The organism is Clostridia bacterium, assembly GCA_017554615.1.
In the GTDB taxonomy this organism is placed as follows: domain Bacteria; phylum Bacillota; class Clostridia; order UMGS1840; family HGM11507; genus SIG450.
In genome coordinates this window covers 32822-48130 of the sequence record JAFZHY010000013.1, presented here as the reverse complement: position 1 = coordinate 48130, position 15309 = coordinate 32822, and the positions used below count along the sequence as shown (strand labels likewise).

Below are 15309 nucleotides of genomic sequence, written 5' to 3'. Positions count from 1 at the left end.
AAAAATTAAGAGTTTCTATTAAAATATTTAATATTCTCTTTTTTAAACAAAATTATTTTTAAAAATAATGGCTTAAATATTTAAAGCCAATTTAGAAAAAAATGGTTATTAAAATTAAACAAAATGTTAAAAATATCTTGAAAAAAGTTTGTATAAGTTGTATAATAAATGTGTGCTAAAAGAAAATAAGGTATGAAATATACCAAAAAAGGAGAGGGGAAAATGGAAAAACTTTTCAAATTAAAAGAACATGGCACAAATGTTAAAACAGAAATTATAGCAGGTATAACCACATTTTTGGCTATGGCTTATATCTTAGCTGTTAACCCTGGTATGTTAGGTATTATTCCTGACGGTCCTGGCGCTGCTGCTATTTTTATGGCTACTGCTCTTTCTGCTGCTATCGGAACAATTTGTATGGCGTTTTTTGCTAACTATCCTGTTGCATTGGCATCAGGTATGGGTCTTAACGCTTTCTTTACCTACACAGTATGTTTAGGTATGGGATATTCATACAAAGTTGCTTTAACTGCTATTTTATTTGAAGGTATTATATTTATGATTCTTTCAATATTTAAGTTCAGAGAAGCACTTGTAAACAAAATTCCAGCAAACTTAAAGCTTGGTATTACAGCAGGTATTGGTTTATTTATTACAATTATTGCACTTATCAACGCAGGTATCGTTGTTAATAACGATTCTACATTAGTTGGTCTTGGTAGTTTAGGTTCTCCACAGGTTGTTCTTGCAATCGTTGGTTTACTTATTATCGGAGTGCTTCATCACTATAAAGTTACAGGCGATATCTTAATAGGTATCTTGGCAACATGGGTGCTTGGCATTATTGCTGAACTTGTTGGCTGGTATCAGGTTAACCCAGATGCAGGTGTTTATTCTTTAATTCCTAATCTTTCATGGGATGCAATTAAAGCAAACTTTGCTGCTCCTGCATTATTCCAGTTTGATTTTGCGTTTGTTGCGAAAAACTTTGCATCTTTTGCAGTAGTATTATTCACATTCTTATATACTGATATTTTTGATACAGTTGGTACATTAATCGGTGTTGCTCAGAAAGGCGATTTGCTTGATGAAGACGGTTCTCTTCCAAGAGCAGGTGGCGCTTTAATGGCAGACGCTGTTGGTACAGTTGCAGGTGCATGTCTTGGTACTTCTACTGTTACAAGTTATGTTGAATCTTCAGCAGGTGTAGCAGCAGGCGGAAGAACAGGTTTAACAGCGCTTACAACAGGTATCTTATTCCTTATAGCAATTCCTCTTGCACCAATATTCCTTGCAATTCCTGGATTTGCTACAACTCCTGCAATGTTATTCGTTGGTCTTCTAATGCTTTCAGCAGTTACTAAGATGGACTTTGATGGCGATGTTGCAGATTCAATCGGTGGATTTTTAGCAATCGTTATGATGCCTTTTGCATATTCAATAGCAACCGGTATTATGTTCGGTATGATTTCATGGGTTGTTTTAAAAATCTTATGCGGTAAAGTAAAAGATATAAGCCCTATTATGTGGGTATCAGTTGCACTGTTTGCAATCTATATCGGCACACAGGTTATGTAATTATAAATACCATTTAGTTTATAATTTGATGCCCGCTATTAATGGCGGGCATCATTAATGAAAGAGGCTAAACTATGAAAAATTCTTATACTCTTAAAGTTGCAGGCCTTACAAGAGAACTTCCTTTCTTTAAAGTAAGCGAAGAACTTACCATTGCTGCATTTATTATGTTCGGGGATGTGGAACTTACCGAGTGCTGTGCAAAAGCACTTCTTGAAAAAGCACCCGAATATGATATATTAGTTACTGCAGAGGCAAAAAGCATTCCGCTTATTTACGAAATGGCAAAACAGGCAGGCGCAAACAATTATGTTATAGCAAGAAAAAAACCAAAAGTTTATATGAAAAATCTTATCTCTGTAACGGTTAATTCAATAACCACTCACGGAGAACAAAGCCTTTATCTTGGCGAAGATGATATTAATCTTTTAAAAGGTAAAAGAGTACTTATAGTTGACGATGTTATAAGCACAGGAGAGTCCATCTTAGCCCTTGAAAAACTCGTTTTAGAAGCAGGGGGCAACATTGTAGGTAAAATGGCTGTCCTTGCAGAAGGAGATGCGATGGACAGAGGAGATATTATCGCGCTCGAAAAATTACCGTTATTTGATAAAGACGGAAATATATTAGAATAAAATTTAAGCCGAAACTTTTAAAAAGTTTCGGCTTTTTTTGTTATATATTATTTTCAAGTATTCTAACTGCAGATTTAACCATTTCAACGCACGGCCTTTTTTGGTAGTATTCTTCTGTTCTTTTTGATGGCTCGGGGTTGTCATTTTTTATGCTTAACCCTAAGAGTTCTCGGCAAATAATGGAACCGTTTTCCTTTTCAAATTCTTTTGAAAGAAGTTGTACCTTTTCGTATACTTCCTTTTTCTTTGTAAGATTATCCGAATCGGTATATCCGTCTAAAAAGCCAAGTACAATAAACATTCCGCTTACTGCACCGCAAACTTCTCTTAATCTTCCCATTCCTCCGCCAAAAGGGGACGCAAGTTTTATTAAAGTATCAAAATCTAAGGGAATAATATCCGAAAAAGCACCGACAACTGCCTGAGCACAGTTATATCCGTCTGTAAAAAGTTTCTGGGCATATTCTTCTTTCTTCATAACCTACACCTTAAGAAGTTTTTCAACTTCGTTTGCACATTCGTCAAGATGCTTGCCACTGTATAGTTCTATAAGACCGCTGTCTGTATTTTCTGCAAGATAAGGGTCAATAGGCATTTTTGCAAGAACTTTAACACCGTGTTCTTTTGCAATTTCGTCAATATGGCTTTCGCCAAACATCTTGATTTGTTTTTTACAGTCAGGACATTCTAAATAACTGTAATTTTCCACAATGCCGATAACAGGCACATTCATAAGTTTAGCCATATTAAGAGCCTTTTTAACAATCATTGAAACAAGGTCTTGCGGAGATGTAACAACAATTATTCCGTCAACTGGAATAGTCTGAAAAACTGTTAAAGGCACATCGCCTGTTCCAGGTGGCATATCAATAAACATAAAATCAACATCAGACCATATAACATCAGTCCAGAACTGTTTAACTGTTCCTGCAATAACAGGCCCTCTCCATACAACAGGGTCGGTATCGTTATCAAGAAGCAGGTTAAGGCTCATTATATCAATTCCTGTTTTGGATGTAACAGGGTATAGCCCGAATTTGTTTCCCATAGCCTTTTCCTTTAAGCCAAAAGCCTTAGGGATAGACGGACCTGTAATATCTGCATCTAAAATTGCAGATTTATAGCCTTTTCTATTTAACATAACAGCCATAAGAGAAGTAACCATAGATTTGCCTACTCCACCTTTACCGCTCACAATTCCTATAACTTTTTTAATATCCGAAAGTTCGTTTGGCGCCTCTAAAAAACTTTCAGGTTTCTGATTACTGCATTTTGAAGAACAAGTACTGCAGTCGTGTGTACATTCGCTCATTTTATTTCATCCTTTCTCATTTGCTCTTTAGTATTATAATACAATCTTATTATTAAATCAACTTTTTTGACTCTTTTTGTAACATTTATGCTTTTTTTATAAAGATAACTCTTGAAAAATCTAAATAATTTTGGTATAATAACTAATAATGTGTTGGCATTATTATAGCCTGTATGAAAGGACAATTTATTTATGCCAAGATTTTTTGTCAGTATCGATGCTATTAAATCGGATAAGATTATTTTAACCGGTGAAAATATGCATCATCTTGCTAACGTTTTACGCTGTAGAACAGGCGAAAATGTTACTGTGTCAGACAGTTCGGGTTTTGATTATGATTGTTTGATAGAAAGTATTGCAAAAACCGATGTAACACTTAAAATTTTAGATAAGAAAAAAAGTCAGGGTGAGCCTTTGGTTAAAATATCACTTTTTCAGGGGCTTCCTAAGGGAGATAAATTTTCTTTGATTGTTGAAAAGTGTGTGGAAGCAGGTGTATATGATATTACTCCTGTCAATATGGCAAGATGCGTTTTAAAAATTTCAAAAAAAGATTTTGAGAAGAAAAAAGAAAGATATAATAAAATTTCTTTATCTGCTGCCAAACAGTCGGGCAGAGGAATAGTTCCTTTGGTTAATAATCTTATTGATTTTAGCGAATTTAAAAACCTTGTTGATGATTATGATTTGGTGCTTTTCCCTTACGAAGAAGAAAAATCACATACATTAAAGAGTGCATTAAAAGATTTTAAGGGAGAAAAAATTGCAATTATTATCGGCCCTGAGGGCGGGTTTTCCAAAGAAGAAAGCGAAGAAATAAAAAACTGTGGCATACAAAGTGTAACTTTAGGTAATAGAATTTTAAGAACTGAAACAGCAGGTCTTGCTTCTATATTTAATATACTGTATGAATTAGAACTTTAAAAGAGAAAGGATATTTACAAAATGAATAGAAACGACATTAAGAGAATTCAGAAAAGAAAAGAAATAAAACAGGAATTGGACATTCTTTCAAATAAATTATTGATGATGTTTACCATTTCCCTTATCTTAGGTATAGTTCTTATATTCTTACACAGTGCTTTTATGGGGTATGGCTCTCATATTCCAAAAGTGCAGGGGTTTGTTACATTTATCTCAACTTTGGGTTTTATACTTTTCTTAGCACTTCTTATTTCATCATTTATAGTAAATAAAAAAATAAAAGTAAGTTTAAGAAACTGGAGTATAGTTTCCCTTGTTATAGGAACAGGCGCGTTTTTTGTTTATCCGATAGATATTGTAAGCAGTTTCTTTTCTCTTATAGGTTTACCTAATAAAGGCGGAGTGTTAGCAGTTAAACTTTCTAATATTATGGGCACAAAAGCAATAAAAGTTATATTAATAGGTCTTGTAATATATGTTATAGGTATGTTTATCTACTATACTGTTAAAGGCAATAAAATAAAAAGCAAATAAATTTGTAGCGAGGTTTTATAAATGAATAACTCAGAAAAAACAATGGAAAAAATAGTTGCACTGTGTAAAGGAAGAGGTTTTGTATATTCCGGTTCCGAAATATACGGTGGTCTTGCAAATACATGGGACTACGGTCCTTTGGGCGTTGAATTTAAAAACAATGTTAAAAAAGCATGGTGGAAAAAATTTATTCAGGAAAGTCCTTATAATGTGGGCCTTGATGCCGCAATACTTATGAACCCTAAAACATGGGTTGCTTCAGGGCATGTGGGAGGTTTTTCCGACCCTTTAATGGACTGTAAAGATTGTAAAACAAGACACAGAGCAGACCATTTGATAGAAGAAGCAGAAGGCGTAAGCCCTAACGGCTGGTCAGATGAAGAAATGCTTTCATTTATCAAAGAAAAAAATATCAAATGTCCTGACTGTGGCTCTCAAAATTTTACAGATATAAGAAAGTTTAACCTTATGTTTAAAACATTTCAGGGGGTAACTGAAGACAGTAAGGCAGAACTTTTCTTAAGACCTGAAACTGCGCAGGGTATCTTTGTTAACTTTAAAAATGTTCAAAGAACTGCAAGAAAAAAACTTCCTTTTGGTATCGGTCAGATAGGAAAATCTTTCAGAAATGAAATCACACCTGGTAACTTCACTTTCAGAACAAGAGAGTTTGAACAGATGGAACTTGAATTTTTCTGTAAACCTGGCGAAGATTTAAAATGGTTTGACTACTGGCAGGAATTCTGTAAGAACTTTTTATTAAGCTTAAATATGAAGGAAGAAAATATCAAACTAAGACAGCACGAGCAGGAAGAATTATCTCACTATTCCAATGCTACAACTGATATAGAATATCTTTTCCCATTTGGTTGGGGAGAACTTTGGGGTATTGCCGACAGAACAGATTTTGACTTAAAACAGCATATTGAACATTCAGGAGAAAATCTTGAATATTCTGACCCTGAAACAGGCGAAAAATACATTCCTTACTGTATTGAACCATCTCTTGGGGCAGACAGGGTTGCACTTGCTCTTTTAGTTGAAGCGTATGACGAAGAAATCTGCGATGTAGAAAAGAACGATGTAAGAACAGTTTTAAGACTTCATCCGTTCTTAGCGCCTGTTAAATGTGCTATTTTACCGCTTTCCAAAAAGTTATCAGACGGTGCGTTTAGCGTTTATGAAAAACTTAGCAAAAAGTATAACTGTGAATATGACGAATCCGGAAGCATAGGTAAAAGATACAGAAGACAGGACGAAATCGGTACTCCTTTATGTATCACATTTGACTTTGAATCTTTAGATGACGATTCAGTTACAATTAGAGACAGGGATACTATGGCTCAGGAAAGAATAAAAATTTCTGAACTTGAAAGTTATATTGATAAAAAATTAGAATTTTAAAACATAACCTAAACCCAATTATCCTTTGGGTTTAGGTTTTCTAAAACAGGAGAATAAAAAATGATTGAACTAATTAAAGACGGCGTTTATTTAATAAACGGTGAAGAAATTTTAAATAAAGAAGAACTTAAAAATAAACTTAATATAGAAAGTGATACCGAACTTTTTAAAAAGGGAACAATGGCTTATAAAATTTTAGAAAGCCATAATACATCGGATAATATGGACAGCCTTAAATTAAAGTTTGATAAAATGGCGTCTCACGATATAACCTATGTCGGCATTATTCAGACTGCAAAAGCATCAGGGCTTACCAAGTTCCCTATACCGTATGTTTTAACCAACTGCCACAACTCTCTTTGTGCAGTAGGGGGAACAATTAATGAAGACGACCATCTGTTCGGCTTATCTGCTGCGAAAAAATACGGTGGAATTTATGTTCCTGCCCATCAGGCAGTTATCCACCAGTATATGAGAGAAATGATGGCAGAATGCGGCGCTATGATTTTAGGGTCGGACAGTCATACAAGATACGGAGCATTTGGAACAATGGCGATAGGGGAAGGCGGCCCTGAACTTGTTAAGCAACTTTTAAGCCGTACTTATGATATAACTTATCCTGGGGTTATAATGGTATATCTTAAAGGTAATGTTAACAAAGGTGTAGGCCCTCAGGACGTTGCATTATCCATTATAAAAGAAGTGTTTGACAATGGCTTTGTTAAAAATAAGGTTATGGAATTTGTTGGGCCTGGCATATCAAATCTTGATGTTGATTTCAGAAATGGTATTGATGTTATGACGACTGAAACTACATGTCTATCATCTATCTGGAGAACTGATATAAAGGTTAAAGACTATTATGATATGCACAAAAGAATAGGCGAATTTAGAGAACTTAACCCTGATAATATTGCATATTATGACGGAGCAGTTATTGTAGACTTATCAACTATAAAACCGTCTATTGCTATGCCATTCCACCCAAGTAATGTCTACACTATTGAAGAACTTAATAAAAACTTAGAAGATATAATAAGAGATGTTGAAATAAAAGGCGCAAAACAAATGGATAACCCTGATGTTAAATTCAGCCTTAAAGAAAAGATAGTAAATGGTAGATTAAAGGTTGACCAGGGTGTCATCGCAGGTTGCGCAGGTGGTACTTATGACAACTTAATTGACGCTGCAGATATTTTGGAAAAAGGAAATATAGGTAACGATGAATTTATGCTTTCTGCATATCCGTCAAGTCAGCCTGTATATCTTGAACTTATTAAAAACGGTGCAGCATCTAAACTTCTAAGAGCAGGTGTATCTATAAGAACTGCTTTCTGTGGCCCATGCTTTGGCGCAGGGGATGTTCCTGCCAATAATGCATTGTCTATAAGACATTCAACAAGAAACTTCCCTAACAGAGAAGGTTCAAAACCGTCAGGCGGCCAGATTTCATCTGTTGCTCTTATGGATGCAAGGTCTATCGCTGCAACTGCAATAAACGGTGGTTTCTTAACCCCTGCAACTGATATAGATGTAAACTTTACAAAACCTAAGTATTATTTTGATAAATCAGTGTACCAGAGCAGAGTTTATTTCGGCTCAGGCAAAGCACAGGAAGATGTAGAATTAAAATATGGTCCTAATATTGCAGACTGGCCTAAAATGTCAAATCTTACTGACGACTTGCTTTTAAAAGTTGTATCCGTTATATGCGACCCTGTTACTACAACTGATGAACTTATACCATCAGGCGAAACATCTTCTTACAGATCAAACCCTTTAAAACTTGCAGAATTCACACTTTCAAGAAAAGACCCTCAGTATGTTGAAAAGGCAAAAGAAGTTGGAGTTTATGAAAAATTAAGACTTGATGGTAAAAATCCGTTTGAAGAATGTGAGGAACTAAAAAACGTTTACGAAAAAATAAAGGCAATTAAAGATATTGATGTGTTAAACACAGGAATAGGCAGTGTGGTATATGCCAATAAACCTGGAGACGGTTCAGCAAGAGAACAGGCGGCATCCTGCCAGAAAGTTCTTGGAGGTTGGGCAAATATAGCAATAGAATATGCCACAAAACGATACAGAAGCAATCTTATAAACTGGGGTATGCTGCCATTTGTTTGTGATAAACTTTTTGTTGAAAAAGACGATTATATTTTCATTCCTGATATTAAAAAGATGGTTAAAGAAAAACAGGATAATATAAAAGTTTATGTTATCGGCAAATGCGGTGTAAAAGAAGAAACTTTTGTATTAAAAGATTTAACCGATGATGAAAGAGATATAATTCTTTCAGGTTGTTTAATAAATTATTACAGAAGATAACTTACTAAACTTAAAAATCAGGAATTTTAAAATTCTTGATTTTTTTGTAAAAAATTTTCAATTATAAAAAAAAAAAACAGTGTCATAATAAAATCGAAGGAGTGATTATAATGAAAAAAACATTGTATTTATTATTAGCAGTTTTATTATTAGTTTCTTTTTCAGGCTGTAATGCAGTTAAAGACGAGGCAGAAGATGTTATGCCGGATGTAACTGAAGATTTTAATAATATGAATGACAGTACAGTTAAAGACAACAACAACGATACTATATTAAACGATACTCCTACCGGCACTGTAACAACTACTGATAAAACTGAAGAAGTAAAAAATGAAAATGTATCCGAATATTCAAAATATTCGGATACATGTTATGGTTTTGGCTTTACAAGGGTGGCAAAAGGAGAAATCCCGCCTATCGGTTTTTATAAAAATCTTATGGAGGGGATGAATGCCTGTTATATAGGGGATACAAACTCAAAAAATATTTACTTAACTTTTGATGAAGGTTATGAAAACGGATATACTGCCATAATTCTTGATACATTAAAGGAAAAAAATGTTCCTGCAGCATTTTTTTGCACAGGCGATTATGTAACAAGAAATAAAGAACTTGTAGGAAGAATGGTTGATGAAGGGCATATTGTGGGAAACCACAGTTGGAATCATAAAAGTATGCCAACTTTGTCTTCTAGCGAATTTAAGGAAGAACTTAAAAAAATAGATGACTATATGAAAGAAAATTTTTCATATGAAGTTAAATATCTAAGATACCCTAACGGAGAATTCAGTGAAAGAACACTTGCAATGGCAAAAGACTTAGGATATAAAACTGCATTCTGGAGTGTTGCTTATAAAGACTGGGAAGCAGGAGTTGTAAACGGTATAGATTACGCAGTAAATCAGGTAACAAACCATATCCATAACGGAGCAGTAATTCTTCTTCACGCAGTGTCAAAAGATAATGCAGACGCTCTCGGTACAATTATAGATAATTTAAGAAATGAAGGCTATACATTTTTAAGCCTTGAACAACTCACATTTTAAAATATTTTAAAAACAAAATGCAACAAAACTTGTCAAATTTAGTATAATTTGACGAAAATTGTTGCATTTTGCATATATACTGTGATAAAATAAAGGTAACAACAGTATATGTGAGGAGGGTTTAACAGTGGATGATAGAATCTGTTATGCCGAATCGGGAAAAAGAATTAAAGAAAGAAGAGAATCATTAGGGCTTACTTTGGAAGAGGTCGGCAAAAGCCTTGGGGTTAATAAATCTACCATAAAAAGATATGAAGACGGAGTTACAAGAAGAATAACTATTGCTACATATGAAAAACTTGCAAAAATTCTTAATACCAGTATTCTGTATCTTATGGAGGGGGAAGAGGAGGACTCATCCTCTTTAAACACTCTATTAAAACCTGCTAAAAAAAATCATCCTATACCGATTTTAGGAGTAATAAGAGCAGGAAAGCCTGTAATTGCCGACGAAGAAATTTTAGGCTACACTTATGTAAGCAATAACGATTATGAAAATTATTTTGCACTTAAAGTAAAAGGCGACTCTATGGACCTTGTAAATATAAAAGAGGGTTCTGTTGTAGTTGTGTCGAAACAGGACTATGTAGACAACGGTGATATAGCAGTTGTGCTTATAGATAATGAAGATGCAACAGTAAAAAGAGTATTTATAAACGGAGATATAGCAAACCTTATTCCGCAGAGTTCAAACCCTAATAATATGCCTATAATAGTCAACCTTAAAGAGCAAGATTTTAGAATTTTAGGCAAAGTGGTAAAAGTAGAATATTATTTTTAGGAGACAGTATGCTTGATCTATCTTTGGAAAAACTTGCTAATATAAAAAAAGCAAGAGGAGCAATGCTTAAAAAAATGGGCATTGCCACTGTTTATGACCTTTTAAACCATTTTCCTAAAGGTTATGAAGACAGAAGTAAAAAGAAAAATATAATAGAATGTTTTGACGGTGAAAAAGCACTTGTAAGGGCAAGGGTTAAGTCAAAAAATTACAGAATGATAAGAAAGAATTTAGATATTATAAAACTTTCAGTTTATGATGAAACAGGCAAAATGGAAATAACATATTTTAACCAGAAATATCTATTTTCAAAATTAATTGAGGGGGAAGAATACCTTTTCTTTGGAAAAGTTCAGCGAGGCTTTAACAAAATAGAAATGGTAAACCCCGTTACCGAAAAGGAAGAGAAAAACACAGGAGGAATTACTCCAATATATTCTCTTACCAAAGGGCTTAGCCAGAATGTTTTTTCATCTTTTGTAAAATCTGCAATACTTGCCATAGACTTTCAGACAGAGGAAACCCTGCCTGATTACATAAAGAAAAAATATAACCTTTGCGATATTTTATTTGCATATAAAAACATTCATTTTCCTTTAAGTGAATATGCGCTAAAACTTGCAAAGGAAAGATTTGTTTTTGAGGAACTTCTTATTTTCGAGTTAGGTCTTCTTCAGAGAAAAAATAAGAATAATACCAATAAAGGTATAGAATTTCGCAATTTTAAAATAGTGGAAAAATTAGCAGAAATTCTTCCTTTTGAACTTACTAATGCCCAGAAAAGAGTAGTAAGGGAAATAGCAAAAGATATAAAAGATGGGAAGCAGTTAAACAGGCTTGTTCAGGGGGATGTAGGCTCTGGGAAAACTATGGTTGCTCTTTTAAGTATGCTTATGGCAGTAAATTCAGGGTATCAGGGAGCGATAATGGCGCCTACTGAAATTCTTGCCCTTCAGCACTATGAAGAAATGTCAAAATATTTTGAGCATTTCGGCTTTAAGGTAGGTCTTCTTACAGGGAGCACAAAAAAGAAAGAAAAGGAAGTTATCTTATCAGAATTAAAGGAAGGGAAACTTCATGTCTTAATAGGCACTCACGCTCTTATAGAAAAGGATGTTGAATTTAAAAATCTTGCCATGTGTATAACAGACGAGCAGCATCGCTTTGGTGTAAATCAAAGGGGGAAATTATATAGTAAAGGAAATAACCCTCATTTTCTTGTAATGAGCGCAACTCCTATCCCAAGAACTCTCGCGCTTATTATGTATTCTGACCTTGATGTATCAATAATTGACGAACTTCCTCCTGGAAGAAAAGAGGTTAAAACTATTGCTGCAAAAGAAAAGGACAGAAAAAGTATAGATAAATTTTTGTTGGAAAGATTAAAGGAAAACGACCAGATTTATATAGTATGTCCTTTAGTTGAAGAAACCGAAAATTCGGATGACAGTTTGAAAAACGCAGTCGAGTATTCAAAAGTTATTGAAAGTAAATTCCCCGATTATAAAGTTGCATTTTTGCATGGTAAAATGAAAAATGAAGAAAAAGACAGAATAATGCTTGACTTTAAAAAAGGGGATATTAAGATTCTTGTTTCTACAACTGTAATTGAAGTAGGGGTTAATGTTCCTAATGCAACTGTTATGATGATAGAAAATGCAGAAAGGTTTGGCTTATCCCAACTTCATCAACTTCGAGGACGAGTAGGAAGAGGGGAAAAACAGGCATATAATATTCTTCTTACTGATAACCCAAGTAAAACCACCCTTGAGCGACTTAAAATAATGGCAGAAACTAATGACGGTTTTAAAATAAGCGAAAAAGACCTTAAATTAAGAGGCCCTGGAGATTTCTTCGGCACAGCGCAGTCAGGCTTTATAGATATGAAAATTGCAAACTTCTTAACAGATGTTAAAACTCTTAATATCGTTATTGAAGAAGCAAAAAATATCCTTAAAGATGACCCGACTTTAGATAAAGAAGAAAATAAACTTTTAAAACAAAGCGTAAATAATAAACAAAAAACCTTGTAAATTTTACAAGGTTTTTTTATGTCAATTTATAACATTTCTTTAATAAGTTCTTCGTATGGTTTTAGGGATAAAAGTTTAGGAGCAATGTCAAACACAGTTTTACATCCTGACTTTCCATCTTTATTTAATCTGTATGCTGCTCTTGCATAAGCAGTTATAACGCTTGAAGTAAATTCAGGGTTAGAGTCTAAATTAAGGCTGTATTCAATAGTATGATTATTTTCATTATCTATCCCTGTCTTGCCTGTTCTTATAACCTTTCCACCGTGAGGAATTCCCTTATGCTCACTGTCAAGTTCTTCTTTTGAAATAAAGTAAACAGTAGTGTCATAATCGGCAAAGTAGTTAGGCATAGTTTTAATTTCATTTTCTATTCTTTCTTTATCAGCACCCTCTTTTAAAACAACAAAACATTCTCTTATATGTTTCTGTCTTGTTGTAAGTTCAGGGAAGTTGCCTTTTTTAACTTCTTCAATAGCCTCTTTAACAGGTATTGTATACTGTTTTGCATCAAGCACTCCGTCTATTCTTCTTATAGCGTCTGAATGGCCCTGGCTTATTCCTTTGCCCCAGAAAGTATAATCTTTTCCGTCAGGTAAAATAGCGTTTGCATAAAGTCTGTTAAGAGAGAAAGTTCCAGGGTCCCAGCCAACAGAAATAATGCTTATCTTACCTGAATTTTTAGAAGATATATCACAGTTTTTAAAATGTTCAGGAATTTTTGCGTGAGTATCAAAACTGTCCACTACGTTAAAATATTTTGCATATTGTGGAGTCTGATAAGGAAGGTCAGTAGCACTTCCTCCGCAAAGAATAAGAACATCTATCTCATCTTTGTAATCTAAAATGTTATCGATATGCTTAACTTTAGCAGTTTTTGTAAGAATATTTAAACTCTCAGGGTTTCTTCTTGTAAAAACATATTTAAGTTCCATATCAGGATTTTTCATCACAGAAAGTTCTACGCCCTTTCCAAGATTTCCGTAACCTAAAATACCTATTTTAATTGTCATTTTCATCATTCTTTCTTTTTTTATTTACCGAGATATTATACCACACTTCTTTTTAAAAATAAATATTTTTTTAAAAACTTATTGTGAGCATTTTAAAAAATTAAAATCATAAACTTAAATAAGGAGGAGCAAGGTATGTTAAACGGTATTTTTTCAGTTATGATAGTTTTTTCTATAATCTATTCCTGCTTTTTAGGAACCATAAGTAAAATTCTTGAGGGTGGGCTAAATTCAGTGTTGCAAACTGTGGAACTTATGGTTTCCATTCTTTCTACAATGTGTGTATTTAGCGGAATGATGAATGTTTTAAATGAGAGTAAGGTAACAGAAAAAATTGCAAATATTTTAAAGAAGCCTTTAAAACTTCTTTTTAAGGATGTAAAAAACGATAAAGCATTCGGCGTGATGAGTATGAATATAACTGCAAACCTCTTAGGCTTAGGCAACGCCGCAACCCCTTTTGGCATAAAAACAATGGAAGAATTAAAAGGAAATGAAAAAAAGGCAACAAACTCAATGTGCCTTTTTGCAGTTATGAATACAGCATCTATCCAGATTATCCCCTCAACCATTCTTGCAATAAGAATTTTGGGAGGGTCAAAAACGCCTTTTTCCGTAATAGTGCCTATTTGGATATGCAGTTTTTTAGCCCTTGTAACAGGTATAGTATGTGCAAAAATAAGCGAGAGGAGAAAATAGATGGAAATAATTAAACAAGTATCAGTATTTTTAATTCCCCTTATGCTTATGATTACTGTAACGGTAGGGTTTATAAAAAAAGTTGATGTATATCAGGCGTTTATAAAAGGCGTAAAAGAAAGCCTTAAAACAGTTTTAAATATCTTTCCTCCCGTTGCAACCTTAATGATAGCAATAGGAATATTTCGTGCATCAGGCCTTTTAGATTTTCTGATGACTTCTCTAAAACCTGTAACAGATATTTTAAATATCCCCTGTGAGATTATTCCAATGGCAATTTTAAGGCCAATGTCAGGAAGCGGAGGTATTGCCATGCTTACCGATATTATAAAAAACTTCGGCGCAGATTCCAAAATAGGTTTTATGGCATCGGTAATATGCGGTTCAACCGAAACCACTTTTTACACAGTGGCTGTATATTTTGGAAGCGTCGGTATAACTGATACAAGGCATACAATAAAATGTGCGCTTATAGCCGATTTTGTATGCATCGCATCAGGTATAATCGTATGCAATATGCTTTTTTAAATAATATTGCTTTTCTTAAATATTTTATAAATTATAATTCCCAATACTATTCCTAATGTACCCTGAACGCAGTTTGGAAGAATGTTTACCATAGACGGAATAAAACCGTATAAAAAGCCTTCAAATATAAAGTATCCTGCAACCATAAAAATTTCAGCAACTACACTGCTTGTAATTTTGGGCAAAAGATTTTTATTATCTTTAAAAAGCCTTGGTATAAAGTATGCAATAACTGCCATTAAACCTTTTATAATAAATGTGGCAGGAATATATGTAACATATCCTGAAAAAGCGTCTGCAAGGGCTGAACCTATCCCTGCTGCAAAGAATGCATATAGAGGAGACATAAGCCATCCTGTAACAAGAACTATCGCATCCCCGGGATTTATATAACCGTTAAGCGGAGATGGAATTTTTATAATCATAGTTGCAACGCAGGTTAATGAGGCTAAAAGAGCCGCGATAATAATTTGTCTTGTTTTGTTTTTCATTTT

Annotated in this window: 15 protein-coding genes; 11 read left to right on the top strand and 4 right to left on the bottom strand. The window is 33.9% G+C overall.

The annotated features are described in order from the left end of the window. Positions 1-222: 222 nt before the first annotated feature. On the top strand, positions 223-1578 hold the full coding sequence (locus IKZ35_02860) for an NCS2 family permease (protein MBR4892905.1): 1356 nt from the start codon (positions 223-225) through the stop codon (positions 1576-1578). Between the two features lie 74 nt (positions 1579-1652). Next, positions 1653-2213, top strand: a complete 561-nt coding sequence (locus tag IKZ35_02855) for an adenine phosphoribosyltransferase (protein ID MBR4892904.1) — start codon at positions 1653-1655, stop codon at positions 2211-2213. A 40-nt stretch (positions 2214-2253) separates the two neighbouring features. On the opposite strand, the gene IKZ35_02850 is transcribed toward IKZ35_02855, so the two are convergent. Together IKZ35_02850 and IKZ35_02845 are read right to left on the bottom strand one after the other, a co-directional pair. Beyond that, complete coding sequence (locus IKZ35_02850) at positions 2254-2691, bottom strand: C_GCAxxG_C_C family protein (protein ID MBR4892903.1); 438 nt, start codon at positions 2689-2691, stop codon at positions 2254-2256. A gap of 3 nt (positions 2692-2694) precedes the next feature. Further along, positions 2695-3525, bottom strand: a complete 831-nt coding sequence (locus tag IKZ35_02845) for an Mrp/NBP35 family ATP-binding protein (GenBank protein ID MBR4892902.1) — start codon at positions 3523-3525, stop codon at positions 2695-2697. Between the two features lie 192 nt (positions 3526-3717). On the opposite strand from IKZ35_02845, the gene IKZ35_02840 reads away from it, so the two are divergent. The 7 genes from IKZ35_02840 to recG all read left to right on the top strand — a co-directional run bounded on the left by IKZ35_02840 (position 3718) and on the right by recG (position 12575). Further along, positions 3718-4449, top strand: a complete 732-nt coding sequence (locus IKZ35_02840) for a 16S rRNA (uracil(1498)-N(3))-methyltransferase (protein ID MBR4892901.1) — start codon at positions 3718-3720, stop codon at positions 4447-4449. Between the two features lie 21 nt (positions 4450-4470). Then, the gene (locus IKZ35_02835) at positions 4471-4983 is read left to right on the top strand and encodes a hypothetical protein (protein ID MBR4892900.1); all 513 of its coding nucleotides are present in this window, start codon (positions 4471-4473) and stop codon (positions 4981-4983) included. Between the two features lie 21 nt (positions 4984-5004). Beyond that, positions 5005-6387 carry a glycine--tRNA ligase gene (locus IKZ35_02830; protein MBR4892899.1) on the top strand — a complete coding sequence of 461 codons (1383 nt, stop codon included), beginning with the start codon at positions 5005-5007 and terminating at the stop codon, positions 6385-6387. A gap of 60 nt (positions 6388-6447) precedes the next feature. Continuing rightward, positions 6448-8715, top strand: a complete 2268-nt coding sequence (locus IKZ35_02825) for a hydratase (GenBank protein ID MBR4892898.1) — start codon at positions 6448-6450, stop codon at positions 8713-8715. A gap of 230 nt (positions 8716-8945) precedes the next feature. Then, positions 8946-9761: a polysaccharide deacetylase family protein gene (locus IKZ35_02820; GenBank protein ID MBR4892897.1), complete on the top strand. Its 816-nt coding sequence runs from the start codon at positions 8946-8948 to the stop codon at positions 9759-9761. A 127-nt stretch (positions 9762-9888) separates the two neighbouring features. Next, entirely contained in the window at positions 9889-10542 is a 654-nt protein-coding gene (locus tag IKZ35_02815; GenBank protein MBR4892896.1) for a helix-turn-helix domain-containing protein, read from the top strand. Between the two features lie 8 nt (positions 10543-10550). Then, positions 10551-12575, top strand: coding sequence for an ATP-dependent DNA helicase RecG (recG, locus tag IKZ35_02810; GenBank protein ID MBR4892895.1), 2025 nt, complete (start codon positions 10551-10553; stop codon positions 12573-12575). 26 nt (positions 12576-12601) lie between these two features. Here the strand turns inward: recG and IKZ35_02805 are convergent, their stop codons facing one another. After that, the gene (locus IKZ35_02805; GenBank protein MBR4892894.1) at positions 12602-13588 is read right to left on the bottom strand and encodes a diaminopimelate dehydrogenase; all 987 of its coding nucleotides are present in this window, start codon (positions 13586-13588) and stop codon (positions 12602-12604) included. A 135-nt stretch (positions 13589-13723) separates the two neighbouring features. Between IKZ35_02805 and IKZ35_02800 the strand changes: the two genes are divergently transcribed. Both IKZ35_02800 and IKZ35_02795 read left to right on the top strand, forming a co-directional pair. Then, complete coding sequence (locus IKZ35_02800) at positions 13724-14287, top strand: spore maturation protein (GenBank protein ID MBR4892893.1); 564 nt, start codon at positions 13724-13726, stop codon at positions 14285-14287. Further along, positions 14288-14815 (top strand): spore maturation protein, encoded by a 528-nt coding sequence (locus IKZ35_02795; GenBank protein MBR4892892.1) that lies wholly within the window; start codon positions 14288-14290, stop codon positions 14813-14815. Here the strand turns inward: IKZ35_02795 and IKZ35_02790 are convergent. Further along, on the bottom strand, positions 14812-15306 hold the full coding sequence (locus IKZ35_02790) for an ECF transporter S component (GenBank protein MBR4892891.1): 495 nt from the start codon (positions 15304-15306) through the stop codon (positions 14812-14814). The genes IKZ35_02795 and IKZ35_02790 overlap by 4 nt on opposite strands. Positions 15307-15309 lie beyond the last annotated feature (3 nt).